At 49.5% G+C, this 19,089-nt stretch carries 13 protein-coding genes and 2 pseudogenes; 13 read left to right on the top strand and 2 right to left on the bottom strand.

Going from position 1 to position 19,089, the window contains the following annotated elements:
- The 7 genes and pseudogenes from rocD to GRF55_RS07185 all read left to right on the top strand — a co-directional run bounded on the left by rocD (position 1) and on the right by GRF55_RS07185 (position 7,888).
- A complete protein-coding gene (gene rocD, locus GRF55_RS07210) occupies positions 1-1,200 on the top strand; it encodes an ornithine--oxo-acid transaminase (protein WP_220369651.1) in 1,200 nt (399 codons plus the stop codon).
- A 110-nt stretch (positions 1,201-1,310) separates the two neighbouring features.
- Positions 1,311-2,303: an ornithine carbamoyltransferase gene (gene argF, locus GRF55_RS07205; protein ID WP_220367778.1), complete on the top strand. Its 993-nt coding sequence runs from the start codon at positions 1,311-1,313 to the stop codon at positions 2,301-2,303.
- A 120-nt stretch (positions 2,304-2,423) separates the two neighbouring features.
- A complete protein-coding gene (gene arcC / locus GRF55_RS07200; RefSeq protein ID WP_220367777.1) occupies positions 2,424-3,365 on the top strand; it encodes a carbamate kinase in 942 nt (313 codons plus the stop codon).
- 144 nt (positions 3,366-3,509) lie between these two features.
- Positions 3,510-3,953: a cupin domain-containing protein gene (locus GRF55_RS07195; protein WP_220367776.1), complete on the top strand. Its 444-nt coding sequence runs from the start codon at positions 3,510-3,512 to the stop codon at positions 3,951-3,953.
- Positions 3,950-5,506, top strand: a pseudogene (locus GRF55_RS11845) (ABC transporter permease subunit); the annotation flags it as partial. The gene GRF55_RS07195 and the pseudogene GRF55_RS11845, both read left to right, overlap by 4 nt.
- Before the next feature lie 204 nt (positions 5,507-5,710).
- Positions 5,711-6,409: pseudogene (locus GRF55_RS11840) on the top strand (amino acid ABC transporter ATP-binding protein); the annotation flags it as partial.
- Between the two features lie 561 nt (positions 6,410-6,970).
- The gene (locus GRF55_RS07185) at positions 6,971-7,888 is read left to right on the top strand and encodes an NAD(P)-dependent oxidoreductase (protein WP_220367774.1); all 918 of its coding nucleotides are present in this window, start codon (positions 6,971-6,973) and stop codon (positions 7,886-7,888) included.
- 76 nt (positions 7,889-7,964) lie between these two features.
- On the opposite strand, the gene GRF55_RS07180 is transcribed toward GRF55_RS07185, so the two are convergent.
- Positions 7,965-10,196, bottom strand: coding sequence for a glycoside hydrolase family 5 protein (locus GRF55_RS07180; RefSeq protein WP_220367773.1), 2,232 nt, complete (start codon positions 10,194-10,196; stop codon positions 7,965-7,967).
- Between the two features lie 141 nt (positions 10,197-10,337).
- On the opposite strand from GRF55_RS07180, the gene GRF55_RS07175 reads away from it, so the two are divergent.
- From GRF55_RS07175 to GRF55_RS07155, 5 genes are all read left to right on the top strand, one after another.
- Positions 10,338-11,327 (top strand): SUMF1/EgtB/PvdO family nonheme iron enzyme, encoded by a 990-nt coding sequence (locus tag GRF55_RS07175; RefSeq protein WP_220367772.1) that lies wholly within the window; start codon positions 10,338-10,340, stop codon positions 11,325-11,327.
- 146 nt (positions 11,328-11,473) lie between these two features.
- On the top strand, positions 11,474-12,721 hold the full coding sequence (locus GRF55_RS07170; protein WP_220367771.1) for a DUF1015 domain-containing protein: 1,248 nt from the start codon (positions 11,474-11,476) through the stop codon (positions 12,719-12,721).
- Between the two features lie 562 nt (positions 12,722-13,283).
- A complete protein-coding gene (locus GRF55_RS07165; protein WP_220367770.1) occupies positions 13,284-14,561 on the top strand; it encodes a replication-associated recombination protein A in 1,278 nt (425 codons plus the stop codon).
- A gap of 18 nt (positions 14,562-14,579) precedes the next feature.
- On the top strand, positions 14,580-15,536 hold the full coding sequence (locus GRF55_RS07160; protein ID WP_220367769.1) for a D-2-hydroxyacid dehydrogenase: 957 nt from the start codon (positions 14,580-14,582) through the stop codon (positions 15,534-15,536).
- 21 nt (positions 15,537-15,557) lie between these two features.
- Complete coding sequence (locus GRF55_RS07155; RefSeq protein ID WP_220367768.1) at positions 15,558-17,783, top strand: BamA/TamA family outer membrane protein; 2,226 nt, start codon at positions 15,558-15,560, stop codon at positions 17,781-17,783.
- On the opposite strand, the gene GRF55_RS07150 is transcribed toward GRF55_RS07155, so the two are convergent.
- A complete protein-coding gene (locus GRF55_RS07150) occupies positions 17,749-18,189 on the bottom strand; it encodes a hypothetical protein (RefSeq protein WP_220367767.1) in 441 nt (146 codons plus the stop codon). The two genes, GRF55_RS07155 and GRF55_RS07150, sit on opposite strands and share 35 nt — an antisense overlap.
- 77 nt (positions 18,190-18,266) lie before the next feature.
- Here GRF55_RS07150 and GRF55_RS07145 point away from each other — a divergent pair, with 77 nt between their 5' ends.
- Positions 18,267-19,070, top strand: a complete 804-nt coding sequence (locus GRF55_RS07145; RefSeq protein ID WP_220367766.1) for an MBL fold metallo-hydrolase — start codon at positions 18,267-18,269, stop codon at positions 19,068-19,070.
- Positions 19,071-19,089: the final 19 nt, after the last annotated feature.

Raw genomic sequence — 19,089 nt, 5'->3', positions numbered from 1 at the left:
ATGGACATGGAAGAGCGCTACGGTGCTCACAACTATCATCCGCTGCCAGTGGTGCTCCACAAGGGTAAGGGTATCTATGTATGGGACGTAGAAGGCAAGAAATACTTCGACTTCCTCTCTTCTTATTCGGCTGTTAACCAGGGTCACTGCCATCCGAAAATCGTGAAGGCGCTGAAGGACCAGGCTAACGTGCTGTGTCTGACATCGCGCGCATTCTACAGCGATGCACTCTGCGAGTATGAAAAGTTCATGCACGACTTCTTTGGCTACGATCGCGTGTTGCCAATGAATACCGGTGCCGAAGGTGTTGAGACCGCTCTGAAGCTGGCTCGCCGCTGGGGTGCTGTGAAGAAAAGAATTCCTAACGACAAGATCAAGATTATATGCTGTGGCGGTAACTTCCACGGACGTACCGTGACGGTGATTACCATGAGCGACGACCCCAGTTCTTACGCTGACTACGGACCACTGACTCCTGGTTTCATCCGCATTCCTTACAACGATCCGAAGGCGCTCGAGAAGGCGTTGAAGGAGCATGGCAAGGAAGTGTGCGCATTCATCGCTGAGCCGATTCAGGGCGAGGCTGGTGTGTTCGTTCCGGACGAGGGTTATCTGAAGAAGTGCTACGACCTGTGTAAGAAGCACAATGTGCTGTTCATCGCCGACGAGGTGCAGACGGGTATCGCTCGTACGGGTAAGATGTTGTGCAGCCAGCACGACGGCATCCGTCCCGACATCGTGATTCTCGGTAAGGCGCTCGGTGGTGGTGTGCTGCCCGTTTCAGCCTGTCTGGCAGACGACGACATCATGCTGAACATCAAGCCGGGTGAGCACGGTTCTACGTTCGGCGGCTTCCCGTTGGCAGCCAAGGTGGCTATGGCAGCCCTGACCGTTGTGAAGGAAGAGAAACTCGTGCAGAATGCAGAGAAGATGGGTAAACTGTTCCGTACAGAAATCAAGAAAATCAAGTCGCCGTTCATCGTTGAAGTGCGCGGTCGCGGTCTGCTCAACGCCATCGTGACGAAGCCTATCGGCAAGAAGACGGCTTGGGACATCTGTCTGAAGATGCGTGACAATGGTCTGCTGGCTAAGCCGACCCACGATGACATCATCCGTTTCGCACCGCCACTCTGCATCACTGAGGCAGAAATCAAGAAGGCTGTCGCTATCATCAAGAAGACTTTCGAGGAGATGGCATAAGCCGACAGAGATACGAGAAATGTTCCCTCTCCGCCAAGGGGAGGGAGCATCTTTGTTTCGATAACAGACAATTTTATAATATTCATCAATTTAAAAACAATTAAAAAATTATGCCAAGAAGTTTATCAGGTAGAAGTTTCTTGAAATTATTGGACTTCACCACCGAAGAGATTCAGTATCTCTTGGAGCTCTCTAAAGATTTTAAAAATCTGAAACGTACCAACACCCCGCACAAATATCTGCAGGGTAAGAACATCGTTCTGTTGTTCGAAAAGACCTCAACCCGCACACGCTGCTCGTTCGAAGTGGCAGGCAATGACTTGGGTATGGGCGTTACTTATCTCGATCCGGGTTCGTCTCAGATGGGTAAGAAAGAGTCTTTGGAAGACACTGCGAAGGTGCTCGGTCGCATGTACGACGGTATCGAATATCGCGGTTTCGACCAGCAGATTGTGGAAGACCTCGCTAAGTATGCAGGTGTTCCCGTATGGAACGGTCTGACCACCGATTTCCACCCGACACAGATGTTGGCTGACGTGCTGACCATCCAGGAGAACTTCGGTTACTATAAAGGTCTGACACTGGTGTTCATGGGCGATGCCCGCAACAACGTGGCTAACTCGCTGATGGTTGTTTCTGCCAAGCTCGGTATCAACTTCGTAGCTTGCGGTCCGAAAGCCAACATGCCGGAGAAGAAGCTCGTTGACATCTGCAAGAAGATTGCCAAGGAGAACGGTTGCACCATCACGCTGACCGACGATGTGAAGAAAGGCACGAAGAATGCTGACGTGATTTACACCGACATCTGGGTGTCAATGGGTGAGCCCGATAACATCTGGGAGAAGCGCATCAAGCTGTTGAAGCCTTATCAAGTGAACGACGCCGTGATGAAGAACGCCAACCCGAACGCTATCTTCCTGCACTGTCTGCCTTCGTTCCACGACCTGGAGACCACCATCGGCAAGGACATCTACAAGAAGTTCGGCTTGAAGGAAATGGAAGTTACAGACAAGGTGTTCCGCAGCAAGCAGTCTAAGGTATTCGATGAGGCAGAAAACCGCATGCATACCATTAAGGCTGTGATGTACGCAACCTTGAAGTAATTGAAGGTCAGGAAGAAAAGACCATTTATTAAATGAAATATCCGGGCTCCCCCTCTACCCGTTTAGAGGGGGAGTTCAATTTCTCATTTTTATAAAAAGACATCAAACAAAGAAAAAACTATGAGCAAACGTCTTGTAATAGCTCTTGGCGGCAATGCACTGGGCAACAACCCGAAAGAGCAATTGGAACTCGTTAAGAATACAGCCTCTACGATTGTTGACCTCGTTGAGGAAGGCTACGATGTGGTTATCGGACATGGCAACGGTCCGCAGGTGGGTATGGTGAACCTCGCTTTTGAGTATGCTCACAACAACGACGGTAAGACACCAGCCATGCCTTTCCCCGAGTGTGGTGCCATGACGCAGGGATACATCGGCTATCATCTGCAGCAAGCAGTTCAGAGAGAACTCGCCGTGAGAGGCATCAACAAACCTTGTGCAGCTATCGTCACACAAGTGGTGGTTGACGAGAACGACGCCGCATTCCAGAATCCCACCAAGCCCGTCGGCATGTTCTATTCCAAAGAAGATGCAGAGCGCATCGCAGCAGAGACAGGCTATACCTTCGTGGAGGATGCCGGTCGCGGTTATCGTCGCGTAGTACCTTCACCGATTCCTACGAAGATAGTCGAGCTGCCCGTTGTGGAGCAGTTGGTTGATATGCACAGCGTCATCATCACAGTCGGTGGTGGCGGTATTCCCGTTGTAGAGAAGGGATGCGGTGACTACGAAGGTGTGGCAGCCGTAATCGACAAAGACCGTGCAAGCGCCAAGCTGGCACTCGATCTGAAGGCTGACATGCTCGTGATTCTGACGGCAGTGGAGAAGGTGGCAATCAACTTCAACAAGCCCGACCAGAAAAATCTCGACCAAATGACGGTCGCAGAAGCACGTCAGTATATCACTGAAGGACACTTCGCACCGGGCTCAATGCTTCCAAAGGTGGAGTCGTGCATCAGTTTCGTGGAGAACACAGAAGGCGGTCGCGCACTCATCACCTCACTCGAAAAAGCGCGTGAGGCACTGCAAGGAAAGACTGGAACGATGCTCGTAAAAGCATAATTATCATCGAAGAAGCTCCTGATCGAAAATCAGGAGCTTTTTCGTTTTTAGGACTTTAGGGATTTTTTTAGGCTTTTACTTCTTTGCCATTCAAAAAAAAGCCGTATCTTTGTAATCGGATATAAACAAAAACTAATATAGAAGATGAAAAAAAAGATGCCCGCCGCTGCCCATACCTGTAGCCCCGATATTGTAAGCTCCTGCAAGCAGGAACAGCCGCAACAAGTGGAAACCACCGAATTGATTCGTACCAGCCAGAGCTGGGACGGTGTAGAACTGCCCGACTATTTTCAGGGGCGTCCCGAACTGGTGGCTGTGAAATATGTATTTCCGGCAGGACAGAAACTGGGGTGGCACCACCACCCTGTGATGAACTACGGCGTGGTGGTACAGGGCGAACTGACCATTATCGGACAGGACGGCAAGGAGAAAGTGGTGCACGAGGGTGAACCCGTTGTTGAGATGGTAAATACCATCCATCATGGAGAAAACCGTGGCTCTAAACCTGTTATCCTTTACATGTTCTATCTTTCGCAAAAAGACATGCCTTTGGCTGTGCAACACCCGGAAATCCCATTAGACAAATGAAAAGAAAAATGCAATGGATGCTCGCCGCCATCCTATTACTCTGCGGCAGTTCTACGCTAACGGGCTGTGCGAGTCTGGTGAACGGCGTAACTGAGAGTTTCAAGAACAACCTCATCGTGGAAGACCGCTACAAAATGATACTCGACGGTCTGCAGGTAACACTCCTCATCACACTATGCGCCATGATTTTAGGCACGCTGCTCGGCGGTCTGGTGTGTTGGATGCGTATGAGCCGTCATGCCTGGTTGCAGCGCATCGCCAAAGTGTATATTGACCTGATGCGCGGCACACCCGTATTGGTGCTGCTCATGCTGATGTTCTATGTGGTGATGGCACCGCTGAACGCAACAGGCATTGTGGTGGCAATCGTCACTTTCTCCATGAACATGGCTGCCTATGTCAGTGAGATGTTGCGCACCAGTATCGAGGGAATCGACCGCGGTCAGACCGAGGCAGGCTTAGCCTTAGGCTACACGCAACGGCAGACGTTCTTCCGCATCATTCTGCCGCAGGTCATCAAGGCTGTGATGCCCGTCTATCAGGGCGAGGTGGTGAGCCTGCTGAAAGGTACGAGTATCGTTGGTTACATAGCCGTGGCAGACATGACGCGAGCCTCTGACCTGATACGCTCGCGTACGTTCGATGCTTTCTTTCCGCTCATCGTGACTGCTATCATCTATTTCCTCATGGCGTGGCTTATCGGATTGCTGTTGACGGCACTGGTTCAGCGACAGCGAGCGAAAGCCGTCGTAGCGGCAGTGCTACTGCTCTTGTCTGGGGCAGTGGGATTCTTGCCAGGGGTACTGAATGGCGCAGAGGCAAATGCAGTTGCAAAAACTGGCGACACATCGTCCGCCCCGCCAGTGTTTAAAGCACTTGCAGGCAAGCGTGTCGGTGTTGTGATTGGAAGTGTTCAAGACATGGCTGTCACAAAGTTTGCATCTGATGCCGAGATTCTGCGTCTGACTTCAGTAGCCGATGTGTTGGCTGCCCTTGAAAGTGGGAAGATTGATGTGGCAACTGAAGAAAATCTTTCGGTGATATTCAATAAGGAGTTGGCTGCGAAGGTAGATACGGTGAATGCCGGTCTGCCGCCTAGCCCTATAGGTGCCTGCTTCCGTTTGGGAAATACCGAGTTACAGCAGGATTTCAATAGTTTCATAGCTGACATCCGTCGTGACGGAACCTACGAGAAAATCTACGACCGCTGGCGCAATGCCACCGACCCGTCGGCAATGGAGATACCTCAGCAGCAGGGAACAGGGCGTACGCTGCGTGTTGCAAGCTATCCGGCAATGCCTCCGTTCAATTTCATCAACTCGGGAAAACAGTCGGGACTGGAGATTGATATTCTGACGGAATGGGCGAACCGGCGCAACTGGAAGCTGGAGTATCTGACGACGGACTTCGCTGCGCAGATACCTGCCGTGCAGACAGGCAAGGCTGACATGGCAATGGGAGCAATCAGCATCACTGAGGAACGGCAGAAACAGGTGCTCTTCTCTGATGGTTACATCGAGTCGCACATCATGTTCCTTGTCCGTAAAGGCGAAATGGGAATCCTCACGAATCAGTCCCAGTCTCTTCCCGTGGAGAAGGGGAACGGCAAGTGGTGGTGGATTATTCCTATCCTCGTGATATTAGGAGGTGGCTGTGCTTGGTTCATGCTTCGCCGCAAGCGCCATCCTTTACATCCCGAAACTCCGTCCCTTGTGGAAGGGCAGGAGACGGATGCCGCTCTCATCAGTATCTCACACATGAAGAAGAGCTACGGCGCAATTGACGTATTGCGTGACATCAACCTTGATGTGCACCGCGGTGAGGTCATCTCAGTCATCGGTCCTTCGGGTACGGGAAAGAGTACTTTCCTGCGCTGTCTGAACCTGTTGGAACAGCCAACAAGCGGCAGCATTCTCATTGACGGACAGGACATCTTGTCGCCTGATGCAGACGTACCCATGCTTCGTCGCAAAATGGGCATGGTGTTCCAGTCGTTCAACCTGTTCAACGGCATGTCGGTACTCGACAATGTCTGCCTCGCACCCGTGCAACTGCTTGGTAAGAGTAGGGAGGAGGCAGAGCAAAAAGCCAGACAGTTGCTCGAAATGGTGGGGCTGTCCGAACGCATCAATGCTATGCCAGACCAGCTTTCCGGTGGTCAGAAACAACGCGTGGCTATCGCCCGGGCCTTGGCAATGGAGCCCGAGATATTGCTCTTCGATGAACCCACTTCCGCCCTCGACCCAGCAATGGTAAGCGAAGTTTTAGGTGTGATGACGCGACTGGCACAGCAAGGCATGACAATGATTGTGGTGACCCATGAAATGCGCTTTGCACGTCAGGTGAGCAGCCGTGTGCTGTTCTTCGCCGAAGGTGTTGTCTATGAGGACGGTACTCCTGACCAACTCTTCGATAATCCGCAGCGCGAGCTTACCCGCCAGTTCATACATCAGATACGCGAGACGACATTTGTCATCGAGACAGAGCATTTTGACTGGTATGCCATGATTGCACAGATGGAGCAGTTCTGTCAGCGCTACAACCTGTCAAGTCAGCAGATTAACAGCGTGCTTCATGTTGTTGATGAGTCGCTCGCCATCCTCGGTACAGCCCCGGGTATGCGTCTCACCTTAGCATATACGGAGCAAGACGATACGTTGCAGTTCACCGTCAACAGTCCGCAAGCGATTGACCCTGCTGTGCTTGACCGCGATGGAAACAAGATTGCGACGACCATCCTGCGCAACTTCAGTCGTGACATCCGTATTGATGGGAATACCTTCTGCGTCGTTGTCAGTTGAGAATATGAAATAAGGAGTATTTCTGACCAGTGTAAATGGGAAGGTATCTTCTGTTTTTAAGGTCTTTAAAGTCTTTCGGGATTTTAAGGACCTTAAAGACTTTTAGGAGAATAGGGATTTTTTTAGGCTTTTACTTCTTTACTATTCAAAAAAACTGTATCTTTGCAGTCGAAAAACACGTGATAATTCACATTATTATATTTAAATAAAAGGACAATGAAAGTATTAGTTGCAACTGAAAAGCCGTTTGCAGCAGTAGCTATCGACGGTATCAGAAAAGAAATTGAAGGTGCAGGACACGAACTCGTTCTGCTGGAGAAGTACACGGAAAAGGCTCAGCTCCTTGACGCCGTGAAAGACGTGAACGCCATGATTATCCGTTCGGACAAGGTGGACGCAGAAGTGTTGGACGCAGCAAAAGAACTGAAAGTGGTGGTTCGTGCCGGTGCAGGTTTCGATAACATCGACCTCGCAGCAGCCACAGCCCACAATGTGGTGGCAGAGAACACGCCGGGTCAGAACTCCAACGCTGTTGCCGAACTCGTTTTCGGTATGATGGTCTATGCAGTTCGCAATATGTTCAACGGCAAGGCAGGTACTGAGCTGATGGGTAAGAAACTCGGTATTCTCGCTTTCGGTAACGTCGGTCGTAACGTGGCACGCATCGCCAAAGGCTTCGGTATGGACGTATATGCTTACGACGCATATTGCCCAGCCGACGTGATTGAGGCTGCAGGTGTGCACGCCGTTGCCAATCAGGATGCGCTCTTCGAGCAGTGCGACGTGGTTTCTCTCCATATTCCCGCTACGGCAGAGACAAAAGAGAGCATCAACTACGCCCTCGTGAACAAGATGAAGAAGGGTGGCGTGCTCGTGAACACAGCCCGTAAAGAGGTTATCAACGAGCCTGAACTCGTGAAACTGATGACTGAGCGTGAGGACCTGAAGTTCGTTACCGACATCAAGCCCGATGCTGACGCAGACTTCGCTAAGTTCGAAGGACGCTACTTCGCAACACCGAAGAAGATGGGTGCTCAGACTGCAGAGGCAAATATCAATGCAGGTATTGCTGCTGCTAAGCAGATTAACGCTTACTTCGCTACGGGTGATACGAAGTTCCAGGTGAACAAATAAATAAAAGATAGAAAGCAAGTAAAAGAGGTAAGAACCATCGTTCTTACCTCTTTTCTTTTTACTATTATATTATTATCTACTTAATGATCATCTTTTTCCCATCAACGATATAGACACCTTTTTGGGTTGGTTGTCCGCTGAGACGCTTGCCGTCAATGGTGTACCATATACCGTTTGTGGTCTTATGATGTTCGTTCGTGATGGTTTCTATGCCATCAGTCTCGTTGAACGGATAGCTGAATGCTTTCGCCTGTGCGGCAGAGAGCGCAAGATAGGCTTTATGGGCACCGTTGGTAAATGCCGCGCCATTGGCTTTCGCATAGTAGAATCCTACAGAACTCGGATCGCTGTCGGCATTCAACGACAGCATATAGTAGCGGTCGCCACCAGTCGTCGTTTGTGCTTCGTCCGAACCGCACAACAGATTGCCCGTTGCTGGTTCACCCATTTCGTCAGATATACTGAACTTGTAGGTGTTTCCATTTTCGCTTGTAAGTACCACACCTATTCCTGCGGGAATCACATCCTTACTTTCATAGGTCTTTACAGGCTGCAACTTCTTTCCATCCACCGAATATGCCGTAGCCGTTACGTATGGCGGAACGACCAAATTCTTATCCCCATAATAAAGGGTAGAATATTTTAGGTCAGAGATTTTCGCTTTGATGTAGTTGGGGATAGAGTTGGTAGTTGCTTGAATTGTGGAATTACCTCCGCTAATAGTTTTTGGAACAACTTCAACTGTTGAACCATCATGTTTAATGAGATAAACATGTTTGATATTTATCGTTAAGCTACCATCACTTCTCCATTTTAGATTGATTTTATTGATAGGAGATTGTGAAACCGTACTGAAGTTCAATATCTCATCAGTAGATCTGACATAATTGTAATCACCATGTGTATTATCTGGCTTTATAGCTCTTATTCGTAATTCTTTATTGCTGGCAGGAGCTTCCGCCAAAACTAATCTAATCGCCTTGTAGTTAGTCTCAAGTCCATTAGCATCTTCTGCTAAGTTGATTTCTGCATATTGTTTTGCGAAATTAACTTGATATTCTTTATGATAATCATTTTGTGAAATCAGGTTAGGTTCATAATCCTCGCCATAATAAGCTTTGAGGATTTTTTCGGCAAGATCTGCTTGGTTGAATACGGGCAGGCTGCGGTTTGTCTTGTCGGAAAGTCCCATCCAGTAGAATGTGGCAATGTCATTCTCTTTCATCTTCTGGACAAAGTAGTCCACGAAATTGAACATATAATCTCGATGTAAATCGTAGTCGGTTTTTCCCGATCCGGCATCCACGTTTGAAGTTCCCCATTCACCGATAATGACAGGAGCGTTATATCTTTGTACAAAAAACGTATCAATGTTTGAAACCATGTAGTCAATTTGTCTTGCAATATACTCCATAGAGCGGAGTGTGTCATCGACAATGGGAGGGTATGTGTGGATTTCAAAAGCGATATGATTGCTGTCCTCCGGTTTCTGCATCTTAACAAACGGCTCTTTGTTATAAGTACCTTGGCTGCGTGCGTCGGCTGCAGCATAAGTGCTGACAATCAGGTTTCGATGAGCATTGTTCCCCCCGGTAGCCCTTACCGTCTCAACAAAACTTTTCGCATAAGCGTTTACGGCATCATAAGCCGATTGGGCTACGTCTGCGTCATACGGGATTTGTGCTACAACATCTCCTTGTTCATTTGTGATATTTATCCGTTTGTCAGTTTTATATGATGCATAATTAAATGAATCCAGCGTGTCGAGCATTTCGTTATATCCCTCAAAAAGTAGCAGGTGGTTATAGTCCTTAAACTCTGTCGCTATCTGTTGCCATATCATCTCAAAGCGCTCTTTGTTTTTCAAATAGTTTTCTCTTTTTGCCCGCAGCCATCCTTTGTTTTCGTCAGATTTGCCTGTCTTTCCCGTATCATGATGCACGTTGATGATGCAGTACATGCCTTGATTGATGACATAATCCACCACCTCACGAATGCGCGCCATCCATGCTGGGTCGATGTTGCCGGAAGCATCGAGATGCGGATACCAGGTCACGGGAACGCGGATGGCATTGAAGCCTGCCATTTTCATCATTTCCATCAACTCGGGTGTGGTGACAGCCTGACCGTTCTGTGTTTCTGTTTCCGTCACTCCTGTCACACCAATCTTGTGCGAATCAAACGTGTTTCCCAAGTTCCATCCCACCTTCATGTTCTTGACAGCCTCCGTTGCTGTTTCAAACTCCTGGGCATGGAGCGTGATGACTGTAATCAACAGGCAGATGATTGTAAATATGCGTTTGTTCATGGTAAGTCTATTATTATTAATAATGTTAGATGCTGCAAAAGTAAGAAAAATATCTGAATATAGCAATAAATCACGCTTTTTTGCATTTCAGTTTGATAAAAAAGTTTTATCTTTGTGGATTATAAAAAACAGAATTGAGAAATGAAATGTTGTAAGATGCTGTTTGCTGCCCCGATGCTTTTGTGGCTATTGGTGGGCTGTGGCGGTCAGCCGAAAGAGACAGGTGTTGCCGTGGTGGATTCGCTGATGAGCGACATGGTGGTCGTGGAGGGTGGTGTTTTTAAGGAAAAGAAGCTGGTTGCAGTGATAGATTCCGCAGCAACACGCAAGCAGCAGCCCGATGAGGAGGGCATGGTGCGCCTCGTCTATCTCCGCGATTCGGCAGGGCGTGTGGTACGCAAGACGCGTACACGCACTAAACCTATTAGTTCTTTCCTCTTGTTGCGCCATGAAGTGACGCAGGAGTTGTGGCAGGCAGTGATGGGAAACAATCCGTCGTTTACGAAAGGTAAGCGTTTGCCAGTGGAGAATGTGTCGTTGGCAGACTGTCTCGACTTTGTGGAACGGCTGAATGAGATGACAGGCAGGGAGTTTCGTCTGCCCACACGCGACGAATGGATGTGGGCAGCACACGGCGGCGTGAAAGGCAAGGGCTTCGCCTATGCCGGAAGCAATCAGGCGGACAGTGTGGCATGGACGGAAGAGAACAGCGACCTGCATACTCATGACGTGGGACTGCTTGCTGCCAACGAACTTGGACTCTACGATATGTCGGGCAACGTGGGCGAGTGGGCTGTGAAGGAATATCCTGAACCCATCCCGTCGATATGGATTCGAGGCATCAATAAGGTGAAACGGTGGCTGGGTATCAAACCCAAGAGACCTTCAAAAGAAGAAATCATGAAGGAAAGGCGCTCTCCCAAGCCCATTGAAACGGGGAAACTCGAGAAAGAAAGCATTCTCCGCGCGAATCAGTCGGCGGTGGTGCTTGGCGGCACCTTCTCCGTCAAGGCAGAACACATGGTTTTAACACCCGAACTGACAGACAGCCTTGCGCTGATAAATATGCGGGCACCTGCAAAGGAACGGCACATCATCTACGGCTTGAGATTGGCACTGACGAGCAAATAGCCGCGGGGGCTAAGGACTTTAAGGTCTTTAGGGTCCTTAAGGTTGCTTTGAAGTCTTTCCATACTTTTTTAGCCTTTTGCTTTTTTACTTCTCAAAAAAGCAGTATCTTTGCAGTCGGAATTTAATCTTAAACCTAAAATAAAACTATGGCAATCGTAAAACCATTCAAGGGCATCCGCCCTCCGAAAGAGTTAGTGGAGAAGGTCGAGAGCCGTCCTTACGACGTCCTCGACAGTGAAGAGGCACGCGCCGAAGCTGGCGACAACGAGATGAGCCTCTACCGTATTATCAAACCCGAAATCAACTTCGAGCCGGGCACGAGCGAGTATGATCCGCGCGTCTATGAAAAGGCAGCTGAGAACTTCCAGATGTTCCAGGACAAAGGCTGGTTGAAGCAGGACGACAAGGAGCAGTATTACATCTACGCTCAGACCATGAACGGAAAGACACAGTATGGACTCGTGGTAGGCGCATACGTGGACGACTATATGACAGGCGTCATCAAGAAACATGAGCTGACCCGTCGCGACAAAGAGGAAGACCGCATGAAGCACGTGCGTGTGAACAATGCCAACATCGAGCCGGTGTTCTTCGCTTATCCCGACAACAAGGTGCTCAACGACCTGATTATGCGCTATGCTGCCACCGAACCGGAATACGACTTTATCGCACCTATCGATGGCTTCGGACACAAACTTTGGATTATCTCCGACGAGAACGACATCAAGACCGTGACTGAAGAGTTCCGCAAGATGCCTGCACTCTACATTGCCGACGGACACCATCGCTCGGCTGCTGCAGCACTCGTCGGCGCAGAGAAGGCAAAGCAGAACCCCAACCACAAGGGAGACGAGGAGTACAACTACTTCATGGCAGTATGTTTCCAGGCAAGCCAACTCACCATTCTCGACTACAACCGCGTGGTGAAAGACCTGAACGGACTCACCAGCGAGCAGTTTATCGAAGCCCTGAAGAAGAACTTCACCGTAGAAGACATGGGTACGGGAATCTACAAGCCCGCTAAGTTGCACGAGTTCTCACTCTATCTCGACCAGCATTGGTATCGCCTCGAAGCGAAAGAAGGAACTTATGACAACAACGACCCCATCGGCGTGCTCGATGTGGATATCTCTTCAAGACTCATCCTCGATGAGATTCTCCAGATTGGCGACCTCCGCTCCAGCAAGCGCATCGACTTTGTAGGCGGTCTGCGCGGACTTGAGGAACTGAAACGCCGTGTGGATAGCGGTGAGATGCGCGCAGCACTCGCACTCTATCCGGTCAGCATGCAGCAGATTATGGACATCGCCGACAGCGGAAAAATCATGCCGCCGAAGGCAACTTGGTTCGAGCCGAAACTGCGCAGCGGACTGATTATCCATAAATTGGACTAATAATTTATTTTTTTCATAATTTTTTGTGAGCGGAAGCCTGCATCAGCAAGCTCTCCGCTCATTTCTTTTTTCAGATGCAGACGCTTCTCTTGCGAATGTCAGTCCGAGGATTTTTCATCGTGTCCAGCCGTCCGTCGTCCATTTCCCGATGTTGTATATTTATACATAGTCAAGTGTTTTGGATGTCCGTTTTTAAACATCTGTTTATCAATGCGTTAGGGTGTGCTTTCCAAAAGTTCAACTTTTAGCTTGCAAAAGTTGAACTTTTAGGCGATGAAAGTTGAACTTTCAGGACGCAAAAGTTGAACTTTTGGAATGTGAAAGTTCAACCGCATATTTATACGCCCTTTTCCGTATGTTTATACGTTGTGGGTTTTGTGTTCATTTTCGCCGAACTTTCGTTTTTTATTCACGCTTTGTAGTGACAAATAGGAGCGCATGCCGGAATCGCATTAAAAGGACTATTTTTAGCGTAGGACTGCAATAATTGAAAGAACCTTTGCACGGGTTGGATTTTTTTTGTAGCTTTGCAGGAATATCAAAAGGAGGCAATAGCAGAACTATGTCGGCACCATTAGCAGAACGAATGCGTCCACGCACGCTCGAAGAGTATATCGGGCAGCAACATCTGGTGGGCGAGGGGGCAGTCTTGCGGAAGATGATAGACGCAGGACGCATATCGTCGTTCATCCTTTGGGGTCCTCCGGGAGTGGGGAAGACGACGCTTGCCCAGATTATTGCCCATCAGTTGGAGACCCCGTTCTATACGCTCAGTGCGGTGACGAGCGGCGTGAAGGACGTGCGCGACGTGATAGAGCGTGCAAAGAGTGGCAGATTCTTCAACCAGGCGTCGCCCATCTTGTTTATCGACGAAATACACCGTTTCAGCAAAAGTCAGCAGGACTCATTGCTCGGAGCAGTGGAGAAAGGGGTCGTCACGCTGATTGGTGCCACGACGGAGAATCCTTCGTTTGAGGTTATCCGCCCGCTGTTGTCGCGTTGCCAGCTGTATGTGTTGAAGTCTTTGGAGAAAGAAGACCTCATGACGTTGCTGGAGCGTGCGGTATCGACCGATGTGGAACTGAAGAAACGCCACATCGAACTGAAAGAGACCGCTGCCATGCTGCGTTATAGTGGTGGCGATGCCCGCAAGTTGCTGAATATCCTTGAACTGGTCGTTGAGTCGGCAGGCGAGGGAGATGTCGTCATAACGGATGAAATGACCGTGGAGTCATTGCAGCAGAATCCGCTGGCATACGATAAAGACGGCGAGATGCACTACGATATCATCTCTGCTTTCATCAAAAGCATTCGCGGCAGCGACCCCGATGCGGCGCTCTATTGGATGGCACGGATGATTGAGGGCGGGGAAGATCCGCAGTTCATCGCCCGGCGGTTGCTGATTAGTGCGGCGGAAGACATCGGACTTGCCAACCCGAATGCCCTCCTGCTTGCCAACGCAGCTTTCGATGCTGTCATGAAGTTGGGCTGGCCCGAAGGAAGGATACCACTCGCCGAGGCGGTTGTCTATCTGGCTGCCAGCCCGAAGAGCAACTCTGCCTATCTCGGAATTGACACCGCGCTGGGCATTGTCAAGGAAACAGGCAACCAGCCGGTTCCCCTCCATTTGCGGAATGCGCCCACATCGTTGATGAAAAAACTGGGTTATAGCGACGGTTATAAGTATGCACACGACTATGACGGACATTTCGTGGAGCAGCAGTATATGCCCGATGAGCTGAAGACAACACGCATCTGGCATGCACAGCATTCGCCGTCGGAAGAGAAACTCTACCAGCAGATGCTGAAATGCTGGAAGGAACGATATAAAGAAGAATAACAAAAAAGGACGAGAAATATGAAAATCGTAGTTTTAGACGGATACGGAATGAACCCGGGCGACCTCTCGTGGGATGCGATGAACGCGCTGGGTGAACTGACGGTATATGACAGGACTGCCCCCGCAGATGTCGCAGAACGGGCAAAGGAAGCAGATATCGTGTTGACAAACAAGGTGGTGCTTGATAAAAGTAAAATACAGGCATTGCCGAAACTCAAGTATATCGGTGTGCTCGCCACGGGCTATAACGTGGTTGACACGGCGTTCGCACGCGAACGAGGCATCGCCGTGACCAATATTCCGGCTTACAGCACGGAGAGTGTGGTGCAGATGACTTTCGCCCATATCCTGAACGTGATGAATCGGGTGGGACATTATGCGGAACAGAACAGTCATGGCAGATGGAGCAGCAATCCGGACTTCTGCTATTGGGACACGCCACTTCCCGAACTGGCAGGGAAAACCATCGGTATCGTCGGGCTGGGCAATATCGGTCATCGGGTGGCGTGTGTTGCACGGGCATTCGGCATGGACGTGTTCGCTTGTACGAGCAAAAATGCGAGTGAATTGCCGGAAGGCATACAGAAGACAACGCTCGAAGGTCTTTTAGGCATCAGCGACATCCTGACCCTCCATTGTCCGTTGACAGACTCCACCCGTGAGATAATCAACAAGGAGTCACTTGCGAAAATGAAGCAGGGAGCCATCCTCATCAATACCGGCAGGGGACCGCTGGTCAATGAGCAGGATGTGGCGGAGGCACTTCACAGCGGACAGTTGGGCGCTTACGGTGCAGACGTCATGTGTCAGGAACCGCCGGAGGCAGACAATCCCTTGCTTTCGGCTCCCAATGCGTTTCTCACTCCGCATGTGGCGTGGGCAACCTATGAGGCACGCGTCCGCCTGATGGATATCGCCACCGCCAACGTGAAGGCATTCATCGAGGGAAAACCCGTCAATGTGGTGAATTCTTAGTGTTGATAAAAAATAAATAAGATGATAAGGAAGAAAGGCTGTCGCTTAGGAGTGGTTATCGGTTGCTGTCTGCTGGTAATGGCTTTCGTGTCTTCCTGCTCGTCAACAAAGTTTGTTCCCGAAAACGAATATCTGCTGGAGAAGGTCGAAGTCAAGTCCGACGTGAAGGGATTTGACGCTTCGGCATTGCTCCCCTATGTGCGTCAGCGTGCCAACTCGCGCTGGTTCTCGCTGTTCAAAGTGCCGTTGGGAACCTATTCCCTCGCCGGACGCGACTCGTTGAAATGGATTAACCGCACGCTCAAGAATTTGGGTGAAGAACCCGTGATTTTCGATTCGGCACAGGCACGCATCTCCTGCGAAATCCTGACATCGGCGTTGAAGAACATGGGTTATATGAACTCCCGCGTGAGTCTGAGTACTCACGTAAGAGGGAAGAAGTTGAAGGCGGTATATATGCTGCATCCGGGAGAACCCTATTTCATCCATAGCGTCAGTTACGACATTCAGGACGACAGCATTGCAGCCCTGCTGTCATCGGAGAAAGATTTCTCTTATGAGTTGAAGGCAGGGGTGCCCTTTACCGTGAACCGCCTGGACCAGGAGCGACAGCGGATAACGTCTTATCTGTCGGACCGTGGCTATTACCACTTCCATAAAGACTTCATCCATTTCGATGCCGACACCGTGCGGGGCAGCCGGTTGATAGACCTGACACTGCGATTGTTGAAATACAAAGCCAACGATGATGAAGAAGAAACGCTTCATCCGCGTTATCATGTGCGTAACGTGACGTTTCAGAGTTCCGACGGTGATGCACTTAAAATCAGGAAAGGCGTATTGGAGAACAGTACGGCGATAGAGTCGGGGAAACCATTCAGCACGTCTGCTCTGCAAAAGACCTACAACAATTTCTCCCGTCTGAATGCCATCAGATATACGAATGTGAGGTTCACGGAACTTCCTGACACGACGCTGCTGGACTGCCAGATACAGCTGAGCACGGGGAAGCGCCGCTCAATCATATTCCAGCCGGAAGGGACGAATACGGCAGGAGATTTAGGTGCTGCTGTCTCGTTGACCTACGAGGACAGGAACCTGTTCAAGGGGTCGGAGATGTGGAGTGTGCAGCTGCGCGGTGCCTTTGAGGCTATTACCGGGTTGGAAGGCTATAAAAATGAGGATTATGAAGAGTATGGGTTGGAAACAAAGTTGACCTTCCCACGTTTTGTGGCTCCCTTCCTCTCTCGCAGCTTCCGCCGTAACATCAATGCCACATCGGAAGTGTCGCTCAGCTACAATCTTCAGAACCGTCCAGAGTTCCATCGACGGGTCTTTTCCGCCGGATGGCGCTATCGGTGGGGAGAGCCCCATCATCACACGACCTATAAGCTGGATCTGCTGGATATGAACTATATCTATATGCCGTGGATTTCCGAGACATTCAAGCATGAGTATCTGGACAGCGTGAGCAGTAGGAACGCCATATTGCGCTATAATTATGAGGACCTGTTCATCATGAAGATAGGTTTCGGCTTGTCCTACAATAATGGCGTACGCGCCTTGAAAGCCAATTTCGAAACGGCAGGCAACCTGCTGAACCTCTCTTCAAACCTGTTCTCCTTCAAAAAAAATACCGACGGGCAGTACACATTATTTAATATAGCTTATGCGCAATATGTGAAAGTCGATTTTGATTATACCCGCATGTTTCAGTTCGATACCCACAATTCACTCGTCCTGCATGGAGGTATAGGTGTGGCATATCCTTACGGTAACAGTAAGATTCTGCCTTTTGAGAAGCGCTACTTCTCAGGCGGTGCCAACTCTGTCCGTGGCTGGGGAGTAAGGCGCTTGGGACCGGGAACATACCGACGCACCAACGGAGGAATAGATTTTATCAATCAGACGGGCGACATCAAATTGGATTTGAACGTGGAATACCGTACTTTCCTCTTCTGGAAAATCAACGGGGCGTTGTTTATTGATGCGGGTAACATCTGGACCATACGGAAATACGACGAGCAACCAGGCGGAGAATTCCGTTTCGACAAGTTCTATAAACAGATTGCTGTATCATACGGATTGGGATTGCGGTTGAACTTTGACTATTTCATCCTGCGTTTCGATGCGGGCATGAAGGCGATAAATCCTGCGTATGAGAATTCTCGCGAGCACTATCCGCTCTTACATCCGAAATGGAGCCGCGACTTCACTTTCCACTTTGCGGTAGGCCTTCCATTCTGATGCGCCAGTCACTTCCTTCCAGATATGCTTTCAACATGAATTGCGCTTCGTTGATGATTCGTCCAGGCTTTCCGATGCTGTCGTGCCATAGAAAGTTATGGACGGTGATGCGGATATCGGCATTGGTCTCCTGCGGATCAATAAACATGATGTCATCCACACTGACAGATGCCCCTTCCTCTTGTGACCGAAGGATATCCACATCCTCTTGCGTGACATTGGTGGCAACATATTGAAGCCATTTCTCAGACTCCTCATCCACATGTTTCATTGCCTCTTTGAACTGATAGTTGAAAAAGGCAGTAGAGAAGCTGTCGGCGCGCTCTTCCAACAACTGTTTGCTGCTCTTCTCCTGAGTGCAGCCGGCAAAGAGCACAAGCATGAGGCATATTAGGGAATTTTTCATGTTCGAAGTATTAAATCACGTCAAAGGTACGAATTATATCCAATCTTTTTGCTACTTTTGCACAAAATTTGTCACAAATGCTGAAATTTATATCGTTTGGAAGTGGAAGCAGCGGCAATTGCTACTATCTTTTCACGGAGAAGGACGGACTCTTAATAGATATTGGGATGGGGATGCGTAGCCTGAAGAAACGCTTTCAGGAGTACGGGCTTTCGCTCCATAATATCCATCACGTACTTATCACGCATGACCATGCTGACCACATTAAATCGGTCGGCAGCATCAGCGGTGACTATCATCTTCCTGTCTATGCGACGGAGAAAGTGCATAAGGGCATCACGGGAAACTATTGCATCCATCGCAATATACAGTCGGAATATGTGCGCTATATAGAGAAGGGAGAGACGGTGCAGCTCGGCGATTTCAAGGTTACGTCTTTTGACGTGCCGCACGATAGTTCGGAGAATGTTGGTTATCAGATTGAATGTGAGGGGATTGTGTTTTGCCTGATGACCGATGTCGGACATGTGACGGAGGAGATGTTGCAGTATATTTCAACAGCAAACTATCTGATTCTGGAGGCAAATTATGACGAAGAGATGTTGCGGACGGGAAATTACCCTCCCCATCTGAAGGTAAGGATAGAGGGACCGTCCGGCCATCTGAGCAATAAATGTTGTGGAGAGGCGCTCGTCAGTGCGGCTACTCCTGCGCTCCGCCATGTGTGGCTTTGTCATTTGAGCGAGGAAAACAATCATCCGGAACTGGCGCGCAAGACGGTAGAACAGGTCTTGCGTAGTCATGGCATTATCGTCGGTGCAGACTTTCAGCTCGATGTGCTGAAGCGGAAAGTGCCCAGCGGTATCTGTGAACTGGTATAGAGGGAGTTTCAAGAGAAGG

It is taken from the genome of Prevotella sp. Rep29 (genome assembly GCF_019551475.1).
Taxonomy (GTDB): Bacteria; Bacteroidota; Bacteroidia; order Bacteroidales; family Bacteroidaceae; genus Prevotella.
Note: the sequence above shows the minus strand (reverse complement) of the source record. Positions and strands in the feature narration are given on the sequence as shown.

Coding starts and splice junctions, on each gene's coding strand:
- rocD (WP_220369651.1), top strand. CDS start 1: ATGGACATGGAAGAGCGCTACGGTGCTCACAACTATCATCCGCTGCCA.
- argF (WP_220367778.1), top strand. CDS start 1,311: ATGCCAAGAAGTTTATCAGGTAGAAGTTTCTTGAAATTATTGGACTTC.
- arcC (WP_220367777.1), top strand. CDS start 2,424: ATGAGCAAACGTCTTGTAATAGCTCTTGGCGGCAATGCACTGGGCAAC.
- GRF55_RS07195 (WP_220367776.1), top strand. CDS start 3,510: ATGAAAAAAAAGATGCCCGCCGCTGCCCATACCTGTAGCCCCGATATT.
- GRF55_RS07185 (WP_220367774.1), top strand. CDS start 6,971: ATGAAAGTATTAGTTGCAACTGAAAAGCCGTTTGCAGCAGTAGCTATC.
- GRF55_RS07180 (WP_220367773.1), bottom strand. CDS start 10,196: ATGAACAAACGCATATTTACAATCATCTGCCTGTTGATTACAGTCATC.
- GRF55_RS07175 (WP_220367772.1), top strand. CDS start 10,338: ATGAAATGTTGTAAGATGCTGTTTGCTGCCCCGATGCTTTTGTGGCTA.
- GRF55_RS07170 (WP_220367771.1), top strand. CDS start 11,474: ATGGCAATCGTAAAACCATTCAAGGGCATCCGCCCTCCGAAAGAGTTA.
- GRF55_RS07165 (WP_220367770.1), top strand. CDS start 13,284: ATGTCGGCACCATTAGCAGAACGAATGCGTCCACGCACGCTCGAAGAG.
- GRF55_RS07160 (WP_220367769.1), top strand. CDS start 14,580: ATGAAAATCGTAGTTTTAGACGGATACGGAATGAACCCGGGCGACCTC.
- GRF55_RS07155 (WP_220367768.1), top strand. CDS start 15,558: ATGATAAGGAAGAAAGGCTGTCGCTTAGGAGTGGTTATCGGTTGCTGT.
- GRF55_RS07150 (WP_220367767.1), bottom strand. CDS start 18,189: ATGAAAAATTCCCTAATATGCCTCATGCTTGTGCTCTTTGCCGGCTGC.
- GRF55_RS07145 (WP_220367766.1), top strand. CDS start 18,267: ATGCTGAAATTTATATCGTTTGGAAGTGGAAGCAGCGGCAATTGCTAC.